At 43.4% G+C, this 15,711-nt stretch carries 12 protein-coding genes and 2 tRNA genes; 4 read left to right on the top strand and 10 right to left on the bottom strand.

The window, feature by feature from the left end; genetic code table 11:
* Window positions 1-181: 181 nt before the first annotated feature.
* The 9 genes from truB to tpiA all read right to left on the bottom strand — a co-directional run bounded on the left by truB (window position 182) and on the right by tpiA (window position 9,432).
* Window positions 182-1,261, bottom strand: coding sequence for a tRNA pseudouridine(55) synthase TruB (gene truB / locus JMX50_RS11125; RefSeq protein WP_201629565.1), 1,080 nt, complete (start codon window positions 1,259-1,261; stop codon window positions 182-184).
* 8 nt (window positions 1,262-1,269) lie between these two features.
* A complete protein-coding gene (locus JMX50_RS11120; protein WP_201564288.1) occupies window positions 1,270-1,674 on the bottom strand; it encodes a ribosome-binding factor A in 405 nt (134 codons plus the stop codon).
* 250 nt (window positions 1,675-1,924) lie between these two features.
* Window positions 1,925-4,651 carry a translation initiation factor IF-2 gene (gene infB / locus JMX50_RS11115; protein WP_201629564.1) on the bottom strand — a complete coding sequence of 909 codons (2,727 nt, stop codon included), beginning with the start codon at window positions 4,649-4,651 and terminating at the stop codon, window positions 1,925-1,927.
* Between the two features lie 162 nt (window positions 4,652-4,813).
* The gene (gene nusA / locus JMX50_RS11110) at window positions 4,814-6,298 is read right to left on the bottom strand and encodes a transcription termination factor NusA (protein ID WP_149490341.1); all 1,485 of its coding nucleotides are present in this window, start codon (window positions 6,296-6,298) and stop codon (window positions 4,814-4,816) included.
* A 157-nt stretch (window positions 6,299-6,455) separates the two neighbouring features.
* Window positions 6,456-6,956: a ribosome maturation factor RimP gene (rimP, locus tag JMX50_RS11105; protein ID WP_201564284.1), complete on the bottom strand. Its 501-nt coding sequence runs from the start codon at window positions 6,954-6,956 to the stop codon at window positions 6,456-6,458.
* A 573-nt stretch (window positions 6,957-7,529) separates the two neighbouring features.
* Window positions 7,530-7,606 (bottom strand) — tRNA-Met (locus JMX50_RS11100).
* 134 nt (window positions 7,607-7,740) lie between these two features.
* Window positions 7,741-7,825: transfer RNA gene (locus tag JMX50_RS11095), tRNA-Leu, on the bottom strand.
* Window positions 7,826-8,065: 240 nt separating this feature from the next.
* Window positions 8,066-8,374: a preprotein translocase subunit SecG gene (secG, locus tag JMX50_RS11090; protein WP_025652589.1), complete on the bottom strand. Its 309-nt coding sequence runs from the start codon at window positions 8,372-8,374 to the stop codon at window positions 8,066-8,068.
* A 257-nt stretch (window positions 8,375-8,631) separates the two neighbouring features.
* Window positions 8,632-9,432 carry a triose-phosphate isomerase gene (gene tpiA / locus JMX50_RS11085; protein WP_201629563.1) on the bottom strand — a complete coding sequence of 267 codons (801 nt, stop codon included), beginning with the start codon at window positions 9,430-9,432 and terminating at the stop codon, window positions 8,632-8,634.
* A 516-nt stretch (window positions 9,433-9,948) separates the two neighbouring features.
* Here tpiA and pilB point away from each other — a divergent pair.
* The 4 genes from pilB (at window position 9,949) to coaE (ending at window position 14,842) form a co-directional block, all read left to right on the top strand.
* A complete protein-coding gene (gene pilB, locus JMX50_RS11080; RefSeq protein WP_201564280.1) occupies window positions 9,949-11,658 on the top strand; it encodes a type IV-A pilus assembly ATPase PilB in 1,710 nt (569 codons plus the stop codon).
* Between the two features lie 228 nt (window positions 11,659-11,886).
* A complete protein-coding gene (locus JMX50_RS11075) occupies window positions 11,887-13,110 on the top strand; it encodes a type II secretion system F family protein (protein WP_201629562.1) in 1,224 nt (407 codons plus the stop codon).
* A 25-nt stretch (window positions 13,111-13,135) separates the two neighbouring features.
* Window positions 13,136-14,035, top strand: a complete 900-nt coding sequence (locus JMX50_RS11070; protein WP_201629561.1) for a prepilin peptidase — start codon at window positions 13,136-13,138, stop codon at window positions 14,033-14,035.
* Between the two features lie 117 nt (window positions 14,036-14,152).
* Window positions 14,153-14,842 carry a dephospho-CoA kinase gene (gene coaE / locus JMX50_RS11065; protein WP_201629560.1) on the top strand — a complete coding sequence of 230 codons (690 nt, stop codon included), beginning with the start codon at window positions 14,153-14,155 and terminating at the stop codon, window positions 14,840-14,842.
* Here the strand turns inward: coaE and rlmB are convergent.
* Window positions 14,805-15,575, bottom strand: a complete 771-nt coding sequence (gene rlmB / locus JMX50_RS11060) for a 23S rRNA (guanosine(2251)-2'-O)-methyltransferase RlmB (RefSeq protein ID WP_183619390.1) — start codon at window positions 15,573-15,575, stop codon at window positions 14,805-14,807. The genes coaE and rlmB overlap by 38 nt on opposite strands.
* Window positions 15,576-15,711: the final 136 nt, after the last annotated feature.

Below are 15,711 nucleotides of genomic sequence, written 5' to 3'. Positions count from 1 at the left end.
ATTATAATCATCCTATTATTTTTCTATCCTTGTCGCGCTTTCCTTAGCTGACTTAACTAAGGTACAAAAAAAGCAGGTTTCACTATAGGTGAAACCTGCAATTAAATGTGACGATATGTGATTAGTGTAAACTCTTAGTAAGCTTTACCTAGTTTCAGTTAAGCTGCTTTGAAAAGCTACATCATAACTGAATCAGCTTTTTAGGTTGTAGTCGACCGTTTAAACTTACCGCGCCTAGGCCAATAAACTGCCCTTGCTCATCTACTAGACGGATATCTACCGGTATTTCATAAGGCAACAAAGCCTCACTATTACCTTGACGATCATCACCTTTACCATCATCGCCATTTTGTTGAGCAACGCTATTCTCATCATGGCTATGCTGTTGCTCGACGGCAGCTGAAATGTAACTTCGTAAATCGTCGGTTAGCTGCTCGATAACATTTAGGCGCTGACCCATTTGTACACGGGCGCACTGTTCAGCGGTCAATGCAAGCTCAGCCTCAAGATTGATACAGGCATCCACGGGCAATAAATGCGCCTGACGTCCATCTAAAGCCAACGTTTCTAAATCCGCCAAAGCAATCGCAGCGTCAATATGAAAGTCGCCGACTTGGACACGTCGTAGAGCGGTTAGATGTCCTAAGGTGCCTAGCACTTTAGCAATATCTTCTGCTAATACGCGTACGTATGTACCTTTAGAGCAAGTGACCGTTAACTGGAGTTGCTTAGCGTCTAGCTCTGTTAAGTCGATTGCTTTGATAACAATATCTCGTGGCGGGCGATCAATCTCAATACCCGCACGCGCATATTCATATAGCTTTTTGCCATCTTTTTTTAACGCCGAATACATCGGTGGAATCTGCTGCTGAGCGCCTAAAAACTGCTGCGCAACCTCTTCTAACCTCGCTGCATCAAATGATGGAATGTCTTCTTGAGCGACAATCTGCCCATCGGCATCACCCGTATCTGTCTGGCTACCCAATAGAATAGTCGCTTGATAAGATTTATCGGCATCAAGTTGGTAGTGACTAAACTTAGTGGCTTCACCTAGACAAATAGGTAATAAACCGGTTGCCATCGGATCAAGCGTCCCCGTATGACCGGCTTTTTTACTGTCATGATTGGGCGACTTAAACAGGTACTTTACCTTTGACACCACTTGCTGTGAGGTCATACCTTGAGGTTTATCCACTAAAATCACGCCATTGACTTTTATCTTATTAGGCATCTTATTGGTCTTGGTAGCAGCTATCGACATAATGGCTTTTACTCTTGTATTTCTTGCTCATCAGATTCATTTTGCTCAGTTTTAATGACGGCTTTACTAATCAAATCCATCATATAGTTACCACGAGCAGTGACTTCATCATAATGAAAACGTAGGCGCGGCGTAGTGCGAGTTTTTAGACTGTGGCTAAGCTCAGTACGCAAAAAGCCAGCAGCTTTATTAAGGACTTTAATACTGTCTTCATGGTTAGATTTAGTCATGGCATCGTTGAGCTCAGGCTCCATGATGGTGACATAAATATCAGCGTAGCCCAAGTCTGGGCTGACTTTAACACTAGAGATAGTGACAAAACCCGTCAAACGCGGGTCATTGACGGCATCACGGATAAGGACAGCAAGCTCACGCTGAATCTGATCTGCTAAGCGTTGTAAACGTTGGTTCATGTTATTACCCTGTTGGTCATACGACTTATTTTTATTGATTAAAATACGGCTTTTTATTAAAAAATATCGTTCAAAAACACAGGTCTTTATAGCTAATAGACTGTTATAAAAAGACGCAGTTTTTGATAAAAAAGGCCTAGCAGGGTGTACCTGTTAGGCCTAAGTACAGCTGAATAGTAACAAGCTACCCAATTGACTCTATTATTTAAATCATAGAACAATTGGATAACTTTATTATCATGCAACCAATTTAGATTGTACGTTCGAACTCTTGGATTTCAAAGACTTCGATTTTATCGCCAGCTTCGACGTCATAACCACGAACGGCCAGACCACATTCCATACCGGTACGTACTTCATTGACGTCTTCTTTATAGCGACGTAATGATTGCAATTGACCAGTAAAGATAACTTGGTCATCACGCAATACACGGATAGGTTTGTTGCGATAAATAGTACCTTCAACCACCATACAACCAGCAGCTGCACCAAATTTACTAGAGCGGAACACTTCACGAACGTCTGCAACACCCAAGATTTTCTCACGATGTTCAGGTGCAAGCATACCGCTCATCGCTGCTTTAACATCATCAATCAAGCCATAGATAACACTATAATAGCGGATATCCATTTTAGCAGCGTCAGCTTTACGGCGGGCGGTTGCATCTGCACGGACGTTGAAACCTAACAATACTGCTTCACTAGATTCTGCTAATGTCACATCAGACTCAGAGATTGGACCAACCCCTGAGCTAATAACTCTGACTTTAACTTCATCAGTTGATAGCTCATTTAATGCAGCAAGTAAGGCTTCAAGCGAACCACGAACATCAGTTTTTAGTACGATATTCAAGAATGACACATCGCCTTGTTCCATCTGATCGAACATGCTCTCTAGACGCATGGCGTTCTGACGTTCAAGCTGACGCTCACGCTCACGATTGGTTCTAAAGTCAGCAACTTCACGGGCTTTTTTCTCGTCGGTTAAGACTAAGAATTCGCTACCAGCGGCTGGTGTTTCAGGCAATCCTAAGATTTCTACTGGAATAGAAGGACCTGCTGACTGAATACGCTTGCCATGTTCATCGGTCATCGCACGAACTTTACCGTAATGCTCGCCTGCTAATACTAAGTCGCCTTGTTTCAAGGTACCTTTTTTGACAAGGACACTAACAACCGGACCGCGACCTTTTTCAAGTCTTGACTCAATAACCACACCTTGAGCAGCACCATCTAACGGCGCTTCTAGCTCCATCAGTTCAGCTTGCAGGCTAATAAGCTCTAACAGCTCATCAATACCGTCACCTGTTTTGGCTGAGATACGAGCCATTGGAGTATCGCCGCCCCACTCTTCTGAAACCACTTCTTTAGCAGTCAATTCATTAAGGACGCGATCAGGATCGGCACTTGGCTTATCCATCTTGTTGATAGCAACAATGATAGGTGTACCAGCAGCGCGCGCATGATCAATCGCTTCTTCCGTTTGTGGCATCATGCCATCATCAGCAGCGACCACAACTACAACGATATCCGCCGCTTGTGCACCGCGTGAACGCATGGCACTAAAGGCTGCGTGACCCGGGGTATCAAGGAAGGTAATAACACCGCGACCAGTTTTCACATGATAAGCACCGATATGCTGGGTAATACCACCGGCTTCGCCAGTTGCAACCTTAGTTTCACGGATTTTATCTAATAGTGAAGTTTTACCATGGTCAACGCGACCCATAATAGTCACGACTGGTGGACGTGTTTGCACGTTACTGCTGCGCTCATCAACCGCATCTTGTAGATCGTCTTCAACTTTCGTATCACTAACTGGTACTGGGTTGTGACCCATTTCTTCAACGATCAGACTGGCTGTCGCTTGATCAATGGTATCTTCTTCGCGAGCAATTTCACCCATTTTCATGAGTAATTTGGTCACTTCGCGAGCTTTAACCGCCATACGCTGCGCCAAATCAGAAACCGTAATGTGTTCACTGATTTCGACATCATAAATGATTTTATCGAGCGGCTTTTCAAACTTATGCTGTGAGGCTTGCGTTGAACGTAAACCGTTTTTGCGGTTTTTAATTTCGCGCTCGTCTTGGTTCTTACGACGACCACGACCACGGGCACTAGTGCTACTGGTACCGCGTTTGATTTCACGACGTTCTTTTTCGAATGACTCTTCTAAAGCGTCACCGACCAAACCTTCTGCTAATGGCTCATCTTTACGAACTTCAGTAGCAGGCTGATCGGTATATTTACCAGCCATTTTGCGCATTTGCTCAAGCGTACGCTTTTGAGCTTCTTCGGCTTGCGCGCGGCGTGTTTCGGTTTCGATTTCGCGTAGACGTGCTTCTTCTTTCTCACGCGCTTCGCGAGCTTTACGCTCAACAGCCGTTTCGACTTTTGGTTTCGTCGCCGCAACTTTTTTCTTCGGTTGGTCTTTTGGCTTAACTTCTACCGCCGTTTTACCACCTTTTTTCACAACCACTGAGGTTGAGATATCGTCATTCTTATCGTCTGACTTTTTGCTAGAGCCCAAGCTTGCACGCATCGCTGCTAAGGTCGCTGCTTGACGTTCTTCAGCTTTTTTCTTAGTAGCCGCACGTTCTTCAGCGTCCTTAGTAGCACGCTCTTGTGCCTCAATCATTGCTTGCTCGCGAGCAGCCAACTCTTCAGCCATTTTTTCTGGGTCAGGTTTTTCGAATACTTTCTTTTTACGCACTTCCACATTGACGCTCTTAGATTTACCTGAAGAGCCAGTCACGCGCGCGGTGCTAGTCGTTTTAGATTTAAGACTAATACGACGCTTTTCTTGCTGACCATGACTTTGCTTTAAATACGTCACCAACTTCTCTTGCTCAAGCTCGGTGACTAGGTCACCCTCTGCGCGAGCAGGCAGTCCAGCGTCTACCAGTTGCTGTTGTACAGCACTTGCGGTTTTGCCTACCATATCTGCCAGTTCTTTGACGGTCTTATCTGCCATTTATTATCACCTACTGTCTATTATTTGCTATATGTTCAATTCAGTTGTTGGCTACAAATGATTGGGTTAAGGCTGGTGTGTATTGAATTTGACTATGTTACGTCGCACCAGCCCTTATTATCGATAGCATATCACTAAAAGACAGCGATATGCAGTTACCGCTTATTCATTGAACCAAGATTCCCGAGCTTTCATGATGAGTTTTCCTGCGGTTTCAGAGTCTAGACCTTCGATATCTTCTAAATCGAAGACGGCTTGTTCTGCCAAGTCATCCACGGTAATGATGTCTTTTTGCGCCATTTTATAAGCCCAACTGACCGTCATTCCTTCAAGATCTTGTAGTTCTTGACTTGGCTCTTTCATGTTTTGTTGTTTGACCAATTCATCGGCGATGACAACTTCTTTCGCACGCTCTTGAATCATGTCAATCGCTTCGTCGTCTAACCCTTCGATATCATAGAAAGTTTCGACAGGTACATAAGCGACTTCTTCAATACTGGTAAAACCGATATCAACAAGCGCTTGTGCTAAGTCTTTATCGACTTCTAAGCGCTCATAGAATAATTCAATAAAGGCTTTCGATTCGTTTGCTTGACGCTGCTGATACTCTTCTTCTAGCATCATATTAAGCTTATAGCCGGTTAATTCAGAGGCTAATCGAACGTTTTGACCCTGTGAGCCAATCGCGCGCGCCAATTGATCATTGGTGCTAAAGATAATATCCGCAGTTTTAGTGTCTTCATCTAAGATGATACTGCTAACGTCAGCTGGCTCTAAAGCGCTGATGATAAATTGGGCAGGGTCATCTGACCATACCACCACATCAATACGCTCGCCATCAAGCTCTTGCTGTACGGCTTGGATACGTGTACCACGCATACCGATACAAGCACCAACGGGATCGATACGATGATCGTTGGTCTTCACGGCTATTTTAGCACGCGTACCCGGCAAGCGAGCAACGTTGCGAATTTCAATAATTTGTTCTGCAATCTCAGGCACTTCTTTTTGCATTAAGGCTGAGAGCATTTCAGGATGGGTACGTGATAACAATAACTGGGCACCGCGATTTTCACGGTTAACATGATATAAAATCGCATTGATGCGCGATTTTGCGCGTAATTGCTCACGTGGCAGCATCTGATCACGTGATAAATAGCCTTCAGCGTTATCACCTAAATCGATGATATAACCATCGCGAGTCTGTTTTTTGACTTCGCCATACATCATCTCGCCAACACGTGGCTCAAAAGCATCAGCTACTAAATTGCGCTCCGCTTCACGAATTTTTTGGATGATGACTTGTTTGGCTTGAGTGGCAGCAATACGACCAAATTCGATTGATTCGATCTGCTCTTCTTTGATATCACCAATTGACCATTCATCTTGGTCAAGATCCGTAATCGCCAACTGACACGCAGGCATCTCATGGTCTTCATCTGCAACCACTGTCCAGTAACGATAAGTATCGTAATCGCCGGTTGCACGGTCAATTGACACCCGCACTTCTACTTCCGGCTGATCGGTATATACTTTTTTCTTAGTGGATACCACCAAAGCATCTTCGATTGCTTCAAAGATATCTTCAGGATTTAAGCCCTTTTCATTACTGACAGTTTCTACTACCGTTAAGATTTCACGACTCATGCTATACCTGTCCTATCGTTTTATAATTGACTTAAACTTTATCGTTAGTGTGTTGACGCTATATTTTCACCGTCAGCCATAAGCTGCTTGGAGATTAAAATACCAATTTATAAGGAAGCTATTTTAAGAGAAGCTGTTTTAAAACCAGTCTTTAAGATTAAGCATCTTCATAAATCAGGTTGGCTTTATCAATATTGCTTAACGCAATCTCAAACTGCTCACCATCGGTAGCAGTCAGTTTTAAAGTGGTCGCATCGATACTATCTAAAGTACCAGTGGCTTTACGGCGTTTTTTATCGCCTTCGCCAATCGCTTGTATCAAACGTAAGCTCACTGTTTGACCCACGTAGGCATGCATTTGCTCATCTGAGAAAAAGGCACGATCAAAACCTGGTGACGACACTTCTAAAATATATTCGCCAGCAATCGGATCATGAACCTCAAGAATACCGCTCACTTGATGATTCACCGCTGCACAGTCCTCAATCGTTACTTGTTTATCTTGGGCTTGCTCTTCTGGCAATGCCTCAATATAAATGCGTAATAACGAGCGACGGCCTTGAGGTGCAAATTCAATACCCCATAGCGCCACATCACAAGCAGCAACTGCAGGAGCAATAATATTGGTCAGTTCTGTAACTTTTGTCGAAAGCTTCATAATCTATTTATCTTTTCCTATTCACTTCTCGAACATAGCGAGTTAAGTGTTTTTAATTTTATGCATCGAACTTTTATAAGTTCAAAATTTATTAACAGCGCTTTATGAATCAAAATATTATGAATCAGAGTCTTATCAATCAAAGCTTTGTTAAGCATTGTCTTATATAGACAAGAATATTACTTCAGCCATGATTATCATTCTATTCTTAAAACGTAAACACGTCACTATTATGCGTGGCCTTATATGCTAGGCGTTTTATGACTCGTGCTTTTATATAGGGATGAGCATAAAAAACATCAAGCTCAACCAGACAATGCCTTTATTATTTATAAAGCAGAACTATCGATAAAAGCGTGAGGAATAAAGGATAGTATGCTTACCAAGCATCGCACCGGTCGCGGCAGATGATGGTTAGTAACGAATAGCATCGCACTCTATAGAGATAGAGCTTAGCATAAGTAGGATAGATATCGCGATAACACCGACCATCAGATACAAAAAAACCCACAAACATAATGGTGGGCTAATCGTTACTGACAAATTTAGTGTACAAAACATCAGTATAAAAAGTGGTAGCGGGGGCTGGATTTGAACCAACGACCTTCGGGTTATGAGCCCGACGAGCTACCAGACTGCTCCACCCCGCATCAATCTAGAACGCGTATTATAGGGAGGTTTTATAGAAGTGTCAACACTTATTTTAAATAAATACTAAATTAAGTATTGTCGACGATAATTCCAATCTTATACCGTTCAAGTAAAACATCGTACAAATAAAGCTTGGTGCGATTGGGGGGACTTGAACCCCCACAGCTTGCGCCACCACCCCCTCAAGATGGCGTGTCTACCAATTCCACCACAATCGCATCTTTCTCACTGTGCTGTTTTTCACCTTTAACCCTTTATAACAGATGCTTAAGGAGGGCATCGAAGGTTAAAGACTGCTAAAAACAGAGAAGCATTGTAAAACTAACCTCTTAAAATAGCAAGTCCTGCCTGCAGCAAAAGCCACTTAACAACCACTCTATTCAAAATCAGCTATTGTCAACTTATAAACAGTTACTAATTATAGTCAATAAATACTAACTATAAACCATCAAAAACAGCTACTGAGGATTTTGCGTTAAAGGGCGCGGCGTTTGTGGTGCTGACACTGGCGCATCTAAACGGAACTGGTCTTCTGCCTGTTTACGCGCATGGACAGCAAGCGTCATACTGGTGATAAAAAATATCACGGTTAATACGGCGGTCGCACGCGTTAAAAAGTTCGCAGTCCCTGCGGCGCCAAATACTGTGCCCGATGAACCAGCACCAAAAGAAGCCCCAGCATCTGCCCCTTTACCATGCTGTATCAAAATCAAGCCAATCATGGCAATCGCCACGATAATGTGCAGGGCTAATATAAACGTAAACATGGTGGCCTCTTTTGCCGCGTAATGACGACTGATAACGAAAAATAAATCGTAGGGATTAATAGTAAAAATGAGTGATGTTTAACAATTGACATATAATATTGCCAAACCAGTTGTATAAACAAAGCGATTATATAAATAAGGCGCATTGTACACGATTGCAAGGGCACTGTTAAAGCCACTTTTGCCAACTACTAAAGACATTTTTTGAATAAAGTAGCCATTCAGTATTTATTAAACGGCTGTTTTATTTGATTTTATTAAGCCATAGCACGGCTAAAGGCCTGAGCAATAGCTAAAAAGCTTTCTGCTTTTAATGATGCACCGCCGACTAATGCACCATCAATCATGCTATCGGCGGCAAAGCTATCGGCATTATCAGCATTGACACTACCACCATATAAAACAGTCATGTTGTCTAATGCAGCATTAAAGCTCGCAAGCGTTTGCTTAATATGCTGATGCGTTGCACTCACCTCTGCCACGGTCGGTACTTTGCCAGTCCCAATCGCCCAAACTGGCTCATACGCGATGATTAAACGCGCTGGTAAACCTTCAATAAGTTCAGGTTGCTGAGTAAGCAAGTCCTTAATAACGGCTAATTGCGCATCAATGACGGCCAGTGTTTGCTTTGCATCGTACTGCGCTTGGGTTTCGCCAATACAAAATATCACGCCCAGGTTTTGCGTGAGCGCATGAGTCATTTTTTGCAATAAGCAGTCATGCGATTCTTGATGGTACTGGCGGCGCTCAGAGTGACCCAATATCGTCCATGTTGCGCCAGCATCAGCAATTTGCTGCGCTGAACAATCGCCTGTATAAGCGCCTGTGCTTGCACTATGCGCGCTGATATCTTGTGCAGCACACAACACCGAGCTGCCTTTTAGGCGCTCATTGACAGCTGTTAAATGAATAAAACTTGGTGCGACCATTAATTGACAGGCAGCGATATCAGATTGCTCTTTGCTGCTAACGGCAGTTAATAAGTCGTCTAATAGCGCCTTGACGTCATGGCTCGTTGCTGGATTCTGCTTCCAATTTCCAATTACCCAAGCTTGCATACTTATATACCTTGTCTTATCTATTGCTGCCAATATGGCTCATATGCGCGCAAGTATAACAAATATTTCCCAAGTGCTATAGTATAGTGCGGTCAGAATCGAAACCCATGTTTTGCCGACTTTTACATTATATTTTTTCTAAGTGGTTATTTCTTATAGACTAACAATCTCATACCCTATATAAAGTCTTTTAACAGCAGTAAATTTAGATATCATTCTATTTATAATAAATAAAACCAAGACAATCAATCATCTGTATGATTGACTAGCAATAATTACAACAAGTTAGATACAACTGATTGGCACTCGCTTATTAGATATAACTATATATGTCATGGTCGATCGTTGGTTATTAACTATATATCGTTGGTTTAAAATAAAATCGATACGCTATATATGCTAATAGTTATCTGCGATTTCAAAGTGAATGCGCTATAAATATTATAATGATGTGGTTTCGGTAAAATTCAGTCTAAAAAATTCAGCCTATTTGATATCAAGCAAAGAGAGGTCTTAATGTCTATTACAGCCAGTAAATACGGCGGTTTAGCACAGCAGTTGATTAGTGAAGGTATTGTGAGCGAAGCGCATATGAAAACAGCGCAGACGGAGTCACAACAACAGCAAATAGGGCTAGTGCCTTATTTGGTCGACCACAAGCTTGCCAATGCTTATCAGTTGGCACAGATGTTGTCACAAGCGTTTGGCGACCCGCTTTTTGATCTTGATGCGCTCAGCTCAGACGTCATACCAAAAGACTTGGTCGATGAAAAAATCGTGCGTAAGTTTAATGCCTTACCGCTTTTTAAGCGCGGACAACGCTTATTTGTGGCATTGAGTGACCCGACCCGTATTGATGCCATCGACGCCATTGCCTTTAACTCACGCCTATCTATTGAAACCGTCGTCGTTGAAGAAGATAAGTTAAAAAAGCGTATTGAAAACCTTTACGCCGATACCATGCAGCATTTTGATAGCTTTTCTGATAACGATTTAAATATTGGATTTGATGAAAGCGAAGAAGACGAAGGTGAAACCAAGCTTAGTGACGGTGTCGATGAAGCACCAGTTGTAAAGTTCGTCAATAAAATGCTGGTTGACGCCATTCGTATGGGCGCATCAGACTTACATTTTGAACCCTACGAGAAAACCTTTCGAGTGCGCTTCCGTGTCGATGGTGTGATGCAAAAAATGGCCAGCCCACCGGTACAACTGGCGAGTAAGATTGCGGCACGCTTAAAAGTGATGTCGCAGATGGACATCTCCGAGCGCCGTATACCGCAAGATGGCCGTATTAAGCTTAAGATATCTAAAGATAAAGCCATCGATTTCCGAGTAAACTCTTTACCTACCTTATTTGGCGAAAAACTGGTTTTACGTATCTTGGATCCCTCATCAGCCATGCTTGGTATTGAAGCATTGGGTTATGAGCCCGATCAAAAAGAGATGTTTTTAGAAGCCTTACATAAGCCGCAAGGTATGTTACTTATCACCGGTCCTACCGGCTCTGGTAAAACCGTGTCGCTCTATACTGGTATTAATATTTTAAATACCGGCGAGACCAATATTTCTACTGCCGAAGATCCGGTCGAGATTAACCTTGAAGGTATCAATCAGGTCAACGTCAACCCGAAGGTGGGTTTGACCTTTGCCAATGCGCTTAAGTCATTCTTACGGCAAGATCCTGATATCGTTATGGTGGGTGAGATTCGTGACCTTGAAACCGCCGAAATTGCGATTAAAGCGGCACAAACGGGACATATGGTGCTGTCGACCCTGCATACAAACTCTGCACCTGAAACTTTAACCCGTTTACGTAATATGGGTGTTGCCTCATTTAATATCGCAACGTCAGTAAACTTAGTGATTGCTCAACGGTTAGCACGGCGCTTATGTAAAAACTGTAAAAAACCAATCAATATCCCGCGTCAAAGCCTGCTTGAACTGGGCTTTACCGATGCTGATTTAGACAATCCAGACAATATTATTTATGAGCCTGTCGGCTGTAACGAATGCCGTGAAGGTTATAAAGGGCGTGTTGGTATTTACGAAGTGATGAAAGTCAGCCCTGATATCTCCCGTATCATTATGGAAGATGGTAACGCGATAGATATTAAAGATGCGGCGCTAAGAAACGGCTTTAGAGACTTACGCCGCTCTGGTGTTTTAAAGGTATTACAAGGGGTGACCAGTATTCAGGAAATGATGCGCGTCACCTCTGAATAACTGTCGTCGAACATAAAAATGCCACTATTGATAGTTTTGAGCATGGATTTTTGTAAACCAGCAATATTACCTAACAGATGTACTTAAATATAAAACAGATATATACTGGCTTTTTAAGCTAAAACAAAGTATGTCACATTCAAAATACAGATCAGGTATCTTTTTATAGTTTGGCAATTTTCTATAGCTTGGCAGTATCTCTATTAGACAATTTTTGAGGGTAGTAACATGGCAAAAGCTAAAACCGACATGCTGTTAGACTTTGTCTATGATGGGGTAAACCGGCGCGGACAAAAAGTGAAAGGCGAAACGACCAGTCGTAGCTTGGAGCTGGCAAAAGCCACCTTGCGCAAACAAGGTATTACGGTTAAAGGCATCAAGAAAAAGCCAAAGCCACTCTATACCTTCAAAAAATCTATCAAACCTATTGATATTGCCATTTTTGCCCGTCAATTGGCCACCATGATGAAAGCAGGTGTGCCGCTGACCCAGTCTTTTGAGATTGTCGCCGACTCACTTGATAACCCGAGTATGAAAGATTTGGTTCTGCAAATCAAAGCTGATATTGAAGCAGGTGGCACCTTTGCGTCGGCACTGCGCAAGCATCCGCGTTACTTTGATGACCTATTCTGTTCACTTGTCGATTCTGGTGAGCAATCAGGTGCACTTGAAACCATGTTAGAGCGCGTTGCGACCTATAAAGAGAAAAGTGAGCTGTTGAAAGCCAAAATTAAAAAAGCAATGAAATATCCAATTGCGGTTGTTGTTGTTGCTGTCATTGTTACTATGATATTGCTAATTAAAGTTGTACCTGTATTCTCAGAATTATTTGGTTCATTTGGCGCTGAGCTACCTGCTTTTACTCAAATGGTCGTTAATATGTCTGAGTGGATGCAGGCATGGTGGTTTATAGTGGTTGTCATTATTGGCGGTGCTATTATTGGCTTTTCAGAGGCCAAAAAGCGCTCTAAGAAATTCCGTGATTTCTTAGACCGTGCGGTTTTAAAGGCGCCAATATTTGGTAATATTGCTTACCAAGCCGTTATCGCCCGTTTTGCACGCACGTTATCAACCACCTTTGCCGCTGGTGTCCCACTTATCGATGCTTTGGACTCTACCGCTGGGGCAGCAAATAACGTGGTGTTTTATAATGCCATTCAGCAAATCAAAAACGATGTTTCAACAGGTCAGCAATTACAGTTTGCCATACGTTCAACCAATCTATTCCCAAGTTTAGCCATTCAAATGGTCGGTATTGGTGAAGAGTCAGGTAGCTTAGAAGAGATGCTCGATAAAGTAGCGGTCTATTATGAAAATGAAGTTGATAACGCGGTTGATGGTTTGACCAGCTTAATGGAGCCGCTAATTATGGCAGTGCTAGGGGTGTTAGTCGGCGGCTTAGTAATAGCGATGTACTTACCAATCTTCCAAATGGGCTCAGTGGTAGGCTAAAATCTACTACAAGGACAACGACTTCATGCAATTTATTCAGTTATTACAAGAAAATATGACTCTTGCTTTAGTCGTATTTGGTCTACTCGGTCTTTGTGTCGGCAGTTTCTTAAATGTCGTCATTCATCGGTTACCGCTTATGATGGTATCGGCTTGGCGACAAGAGTGTAGCCAGTTTATGGCTGAGCAAGCGGACATGCCGCGTGAACATACGCAGCCATTATCAGATATCGTTGCCACCGATACCCCTATCACATTAAGCACACCTGCTTCACGCTGTCCTCATTGCGCCCATAAAATAAAGTGGTATGAGAATATCCCTTTAATAAGTTGGCTTGTATTACGAGGACGCTGCTCGGAGTGTAAAGCCCCTATTGGACTGCGTTATCCTATTGTTGAGTTGGCGTCCGCCCTACTATCTATCTTGGTCATATATCAGTTTGGCGTCAGCGCCGCTGGATTATCTGCCCTGATTTTGGTCTGGACGCTGGTAGCATTAACCGGTATCGACTTTGATACCCAGCTACTGCCTGACCGCCTGACTTTTCCATTAGCAGGATTAGGCTTGGCGGTAAACTCTCAAAGCTGGTTTGTATCCCCTACTCAGTCCATTTGGGGGCTATTAATCGGATTTTTATCTTTGTGGGTTGTGGTCAAAGTCTTTTATCTCATCACTAAAAAACATGGCATGGGACAAGGTGACTTTAAATTATTGGCGGTGTTAGGTGCTTGGCTTGGCCCTATGATGTTGCCGTTAATTATTTTACTGTCGTCGCTGCTTGGTTCAATCGTTGGGCTTATTCTAATGAAAAAACAAGGGGAAAGTCGTCCTTTTGCCTTTGGTCCTTATATCGCGATTGCCGGTATCATCGCTTTACTATACGGCTCAGACATCGTCAATTGGTACCTAGGGATGTATACTTAGCCATCTATCCTATGCAAGTAGACCCGCAATTTCTAAAAACAGGGTCTTTAACCTGCTAGAATAGGCTATTGCTGTATTACGGTCATCCCTCTTTTATCAGTTAAATAAGTCATCATTATGTCAAATTATGCCTCATCTTCGTCTTATTCCTTTCAACCACAGCCTCACCAAGCCAAAAGTAAGACATTGGTCATCGGTTTAACCGGTGGTATCGGCAGTGGCAAGTCGGCGGCAAGCGACTGGTTTGCCCAGCAAGGGATTGATATTATTGATGCGGATGTGATTGCTCATCAAGTGGTCGCTAAAGGTAGTACCACTTTACGCCAAATCAAAAGAAAATTTGGCGATTGGGTGTTAAAGGCCGATGGTGAAATGGATCGTGCCGCTGTGCGCACCCATGTCTTTACTCATCCTGAAGCGTTAATTGAGCTTGAAGCAATCACCCATCCAGCGATACGTGAAGCGGCGAAACTGCAACTAGCAGCCAGTACGTCGCCATACGTGGTGCTATCAGCGCCGCTACTCATTGAAGGCGCAGAAGCTGGACTTGCCAATTTATGCCACCGTATTTTGGTAATGGATGCCAGCGAGGACACCCAACTTGCGCGTGCCAGCCAGCGTGACGAGCAAAGCGTGCAGAAAATTAAAGCCATTATGGTCAATCAGCTAAGCCGCGAAGAGCGTAATCGTTATGCAGATGATGTGGTACTCAATGAGCGCGATCTTGCGGCATTATATGTACAGCTTGAGCCTTTACACCAAGACTATCTTACGCTTGCCCAGCAGCTAAAGTTCGCTGCCGATTAATCTCATAGAGCGCCATACCGGTAGCAACGCTCACATTTAAACTCTGTAAGTTACCATGCTCGTTGCCTGACATCGGAATATAAACCAACTCATCGCAGCTTTCTGTTGTCAGGCGACGCATGCCCTCGCCCTCTGAGCCCATAATAATCGCGGTTTTGCCCGTCAAATCTGCCTCATGTATTGGCTTGGCCTCTGCATTTAAGGCCGTACCAAAGACAAATACACCAGCGTTTTTAATTTTGGTTAGCGTACGTGCCAAATTGGTCACACTGACGATAGGCATCATCTCTGCCGCCCCTACCGATACTTTAGCAACGGTTGGCGTCAAGCTTGCCGCATGGTGTTTTGGACAAATGACCGCATCAACGCCCATGGCCACTGCGGTACGTAAACACGCACCAAAGTTATGCGCATCGGTAATTTGATCAAGCACCAATAATAAACACTGCTCACGTCCGGCAATGGTATCGAGCAAGCCTTCGTCAGCGAAACCTAACGGGCGCGCATTAAGCACCACGCCTTGGTGCTGCGGACTGCCGCACAGTTGGGTGAGCTTGTCTTTTTGCGTCGGTTGAATACTAATGCCATTATCACGTGCTTGCGCCATAATCGCTTGCACGTGGCTGTCAGTCTCACGTCCTTGCTGCACAAATAAGCTGAGTCCATCAAGCGGACGGTGTTCGAGTAAGGCATCAATTGCATGAATGCCATAGAAATAGCTAGGTTTTGCCATAATAGGCCTATTGATTATAAAGTGGGTATCGCGCGCGGCGATACAGAAGAAAAATATAGCGATAATTGTAGCAACTAATCAGCGGCTAAACGAAATATTATTATTAAAAAAATCGTCAAAAAAAAAGAAACAAACC

It is taken from the genome of Psychrobacter maritimus (genome assembly GCF_904846345.1).
In the GTDB taxonomy this organism is placed as follows: Bacteria; Pseudomonadota; Gammaproteobacteria; order Pseudomonadales; family Moraxellaceae; genus Psychrobacter; species Psychrobacter maritimus.
This window is presented reverse-complemented; position numbering and strand designations above follow the sequence as displayed.

Excerpts from the sequence above, each read along its gene's own strand:
- JMX50_RS11070 (WP_201629561.1), top strand. The coding sequence starts at position 13,136 with ATGCAATTTATTCAGTTATTACAAGAAAATATGACTCTTGCTTTAGTC.
- secG (WP_025652589.1), bottom strand. The coding sequence starts at position 8,374 with ATGTTTACGTTTATATTAGCCCTGCACATTATCGTGGCGATTGCCATG.
- nusA (WP_149490341.1), bottom strand. The coding sequence starts at position 6,298 with ATGAGTCGTGAAATCTTAACGGTAGTAGAAACTGTCAGTAATGAAAAG.
- rimP (WP_201564284.1), bottom strand. The coding sequence starts at position 6,956 with ATGAAGCTTTCGACAAAAGTTACAGAACTGACCAATATTATTGCTCCT.
- tpiA (WP_201629563.1), bottom strand. The coding sequence starts at position 9,432 with ATGCAAGCTTGGGTAATTGGAAATTGGAAGCAGAATCCAGCAACGAGC.
- pilB (WP_201564280.1), top strand. The coding sequence starts at position 9,949 with ATGTCTATTACAGCCAGTAAATACGGCGGTTTAGCACAGCAGTTGATT.
- infB (WP_201629564.1), bottom strand. The coding sequence starts at position 4,651 with ATGGCAGATAAGACCGTCAAAGAACTGGCAGATATGGTAGGCAAAACC.
- rlmB (WP_183619390.1), bottom strand. The coding sequence starts at position 15,575 with ATGGCAAAACCTAGCTATTTCTATGGCATTCATGCAATTGATGCCTTA.
- JMX50_RS11075 (WP_201629562.1), top strand. The coding sequence starts at position 11,887 with ATGGCAAAAGCTAAAACCGACATGCTGTTAGACTTTGTCTATGATGGG.
- JMX50_RS11120 (WP_201564288.1), bottom strand. The coding sequence starts at position 1,674 with ATGAACCAACGTTTACAACGCTTAGCAGATCAGATTCAGCGTGAGCTT.
- truB (WP_201629565.1), bottom strand. The coding sequence starts at position 1,261 with ATGTCGATAGCTGCTACCAAGACCAATAAGATGCCTAATAAGATAAAA.
- coaE (WP_201629560.1), top strand. The coding sequence starts at position 14,153 with ATGTCAAATTATGCCTCATCTTCGTCTTATTCCTTTCAACCACAGCCT.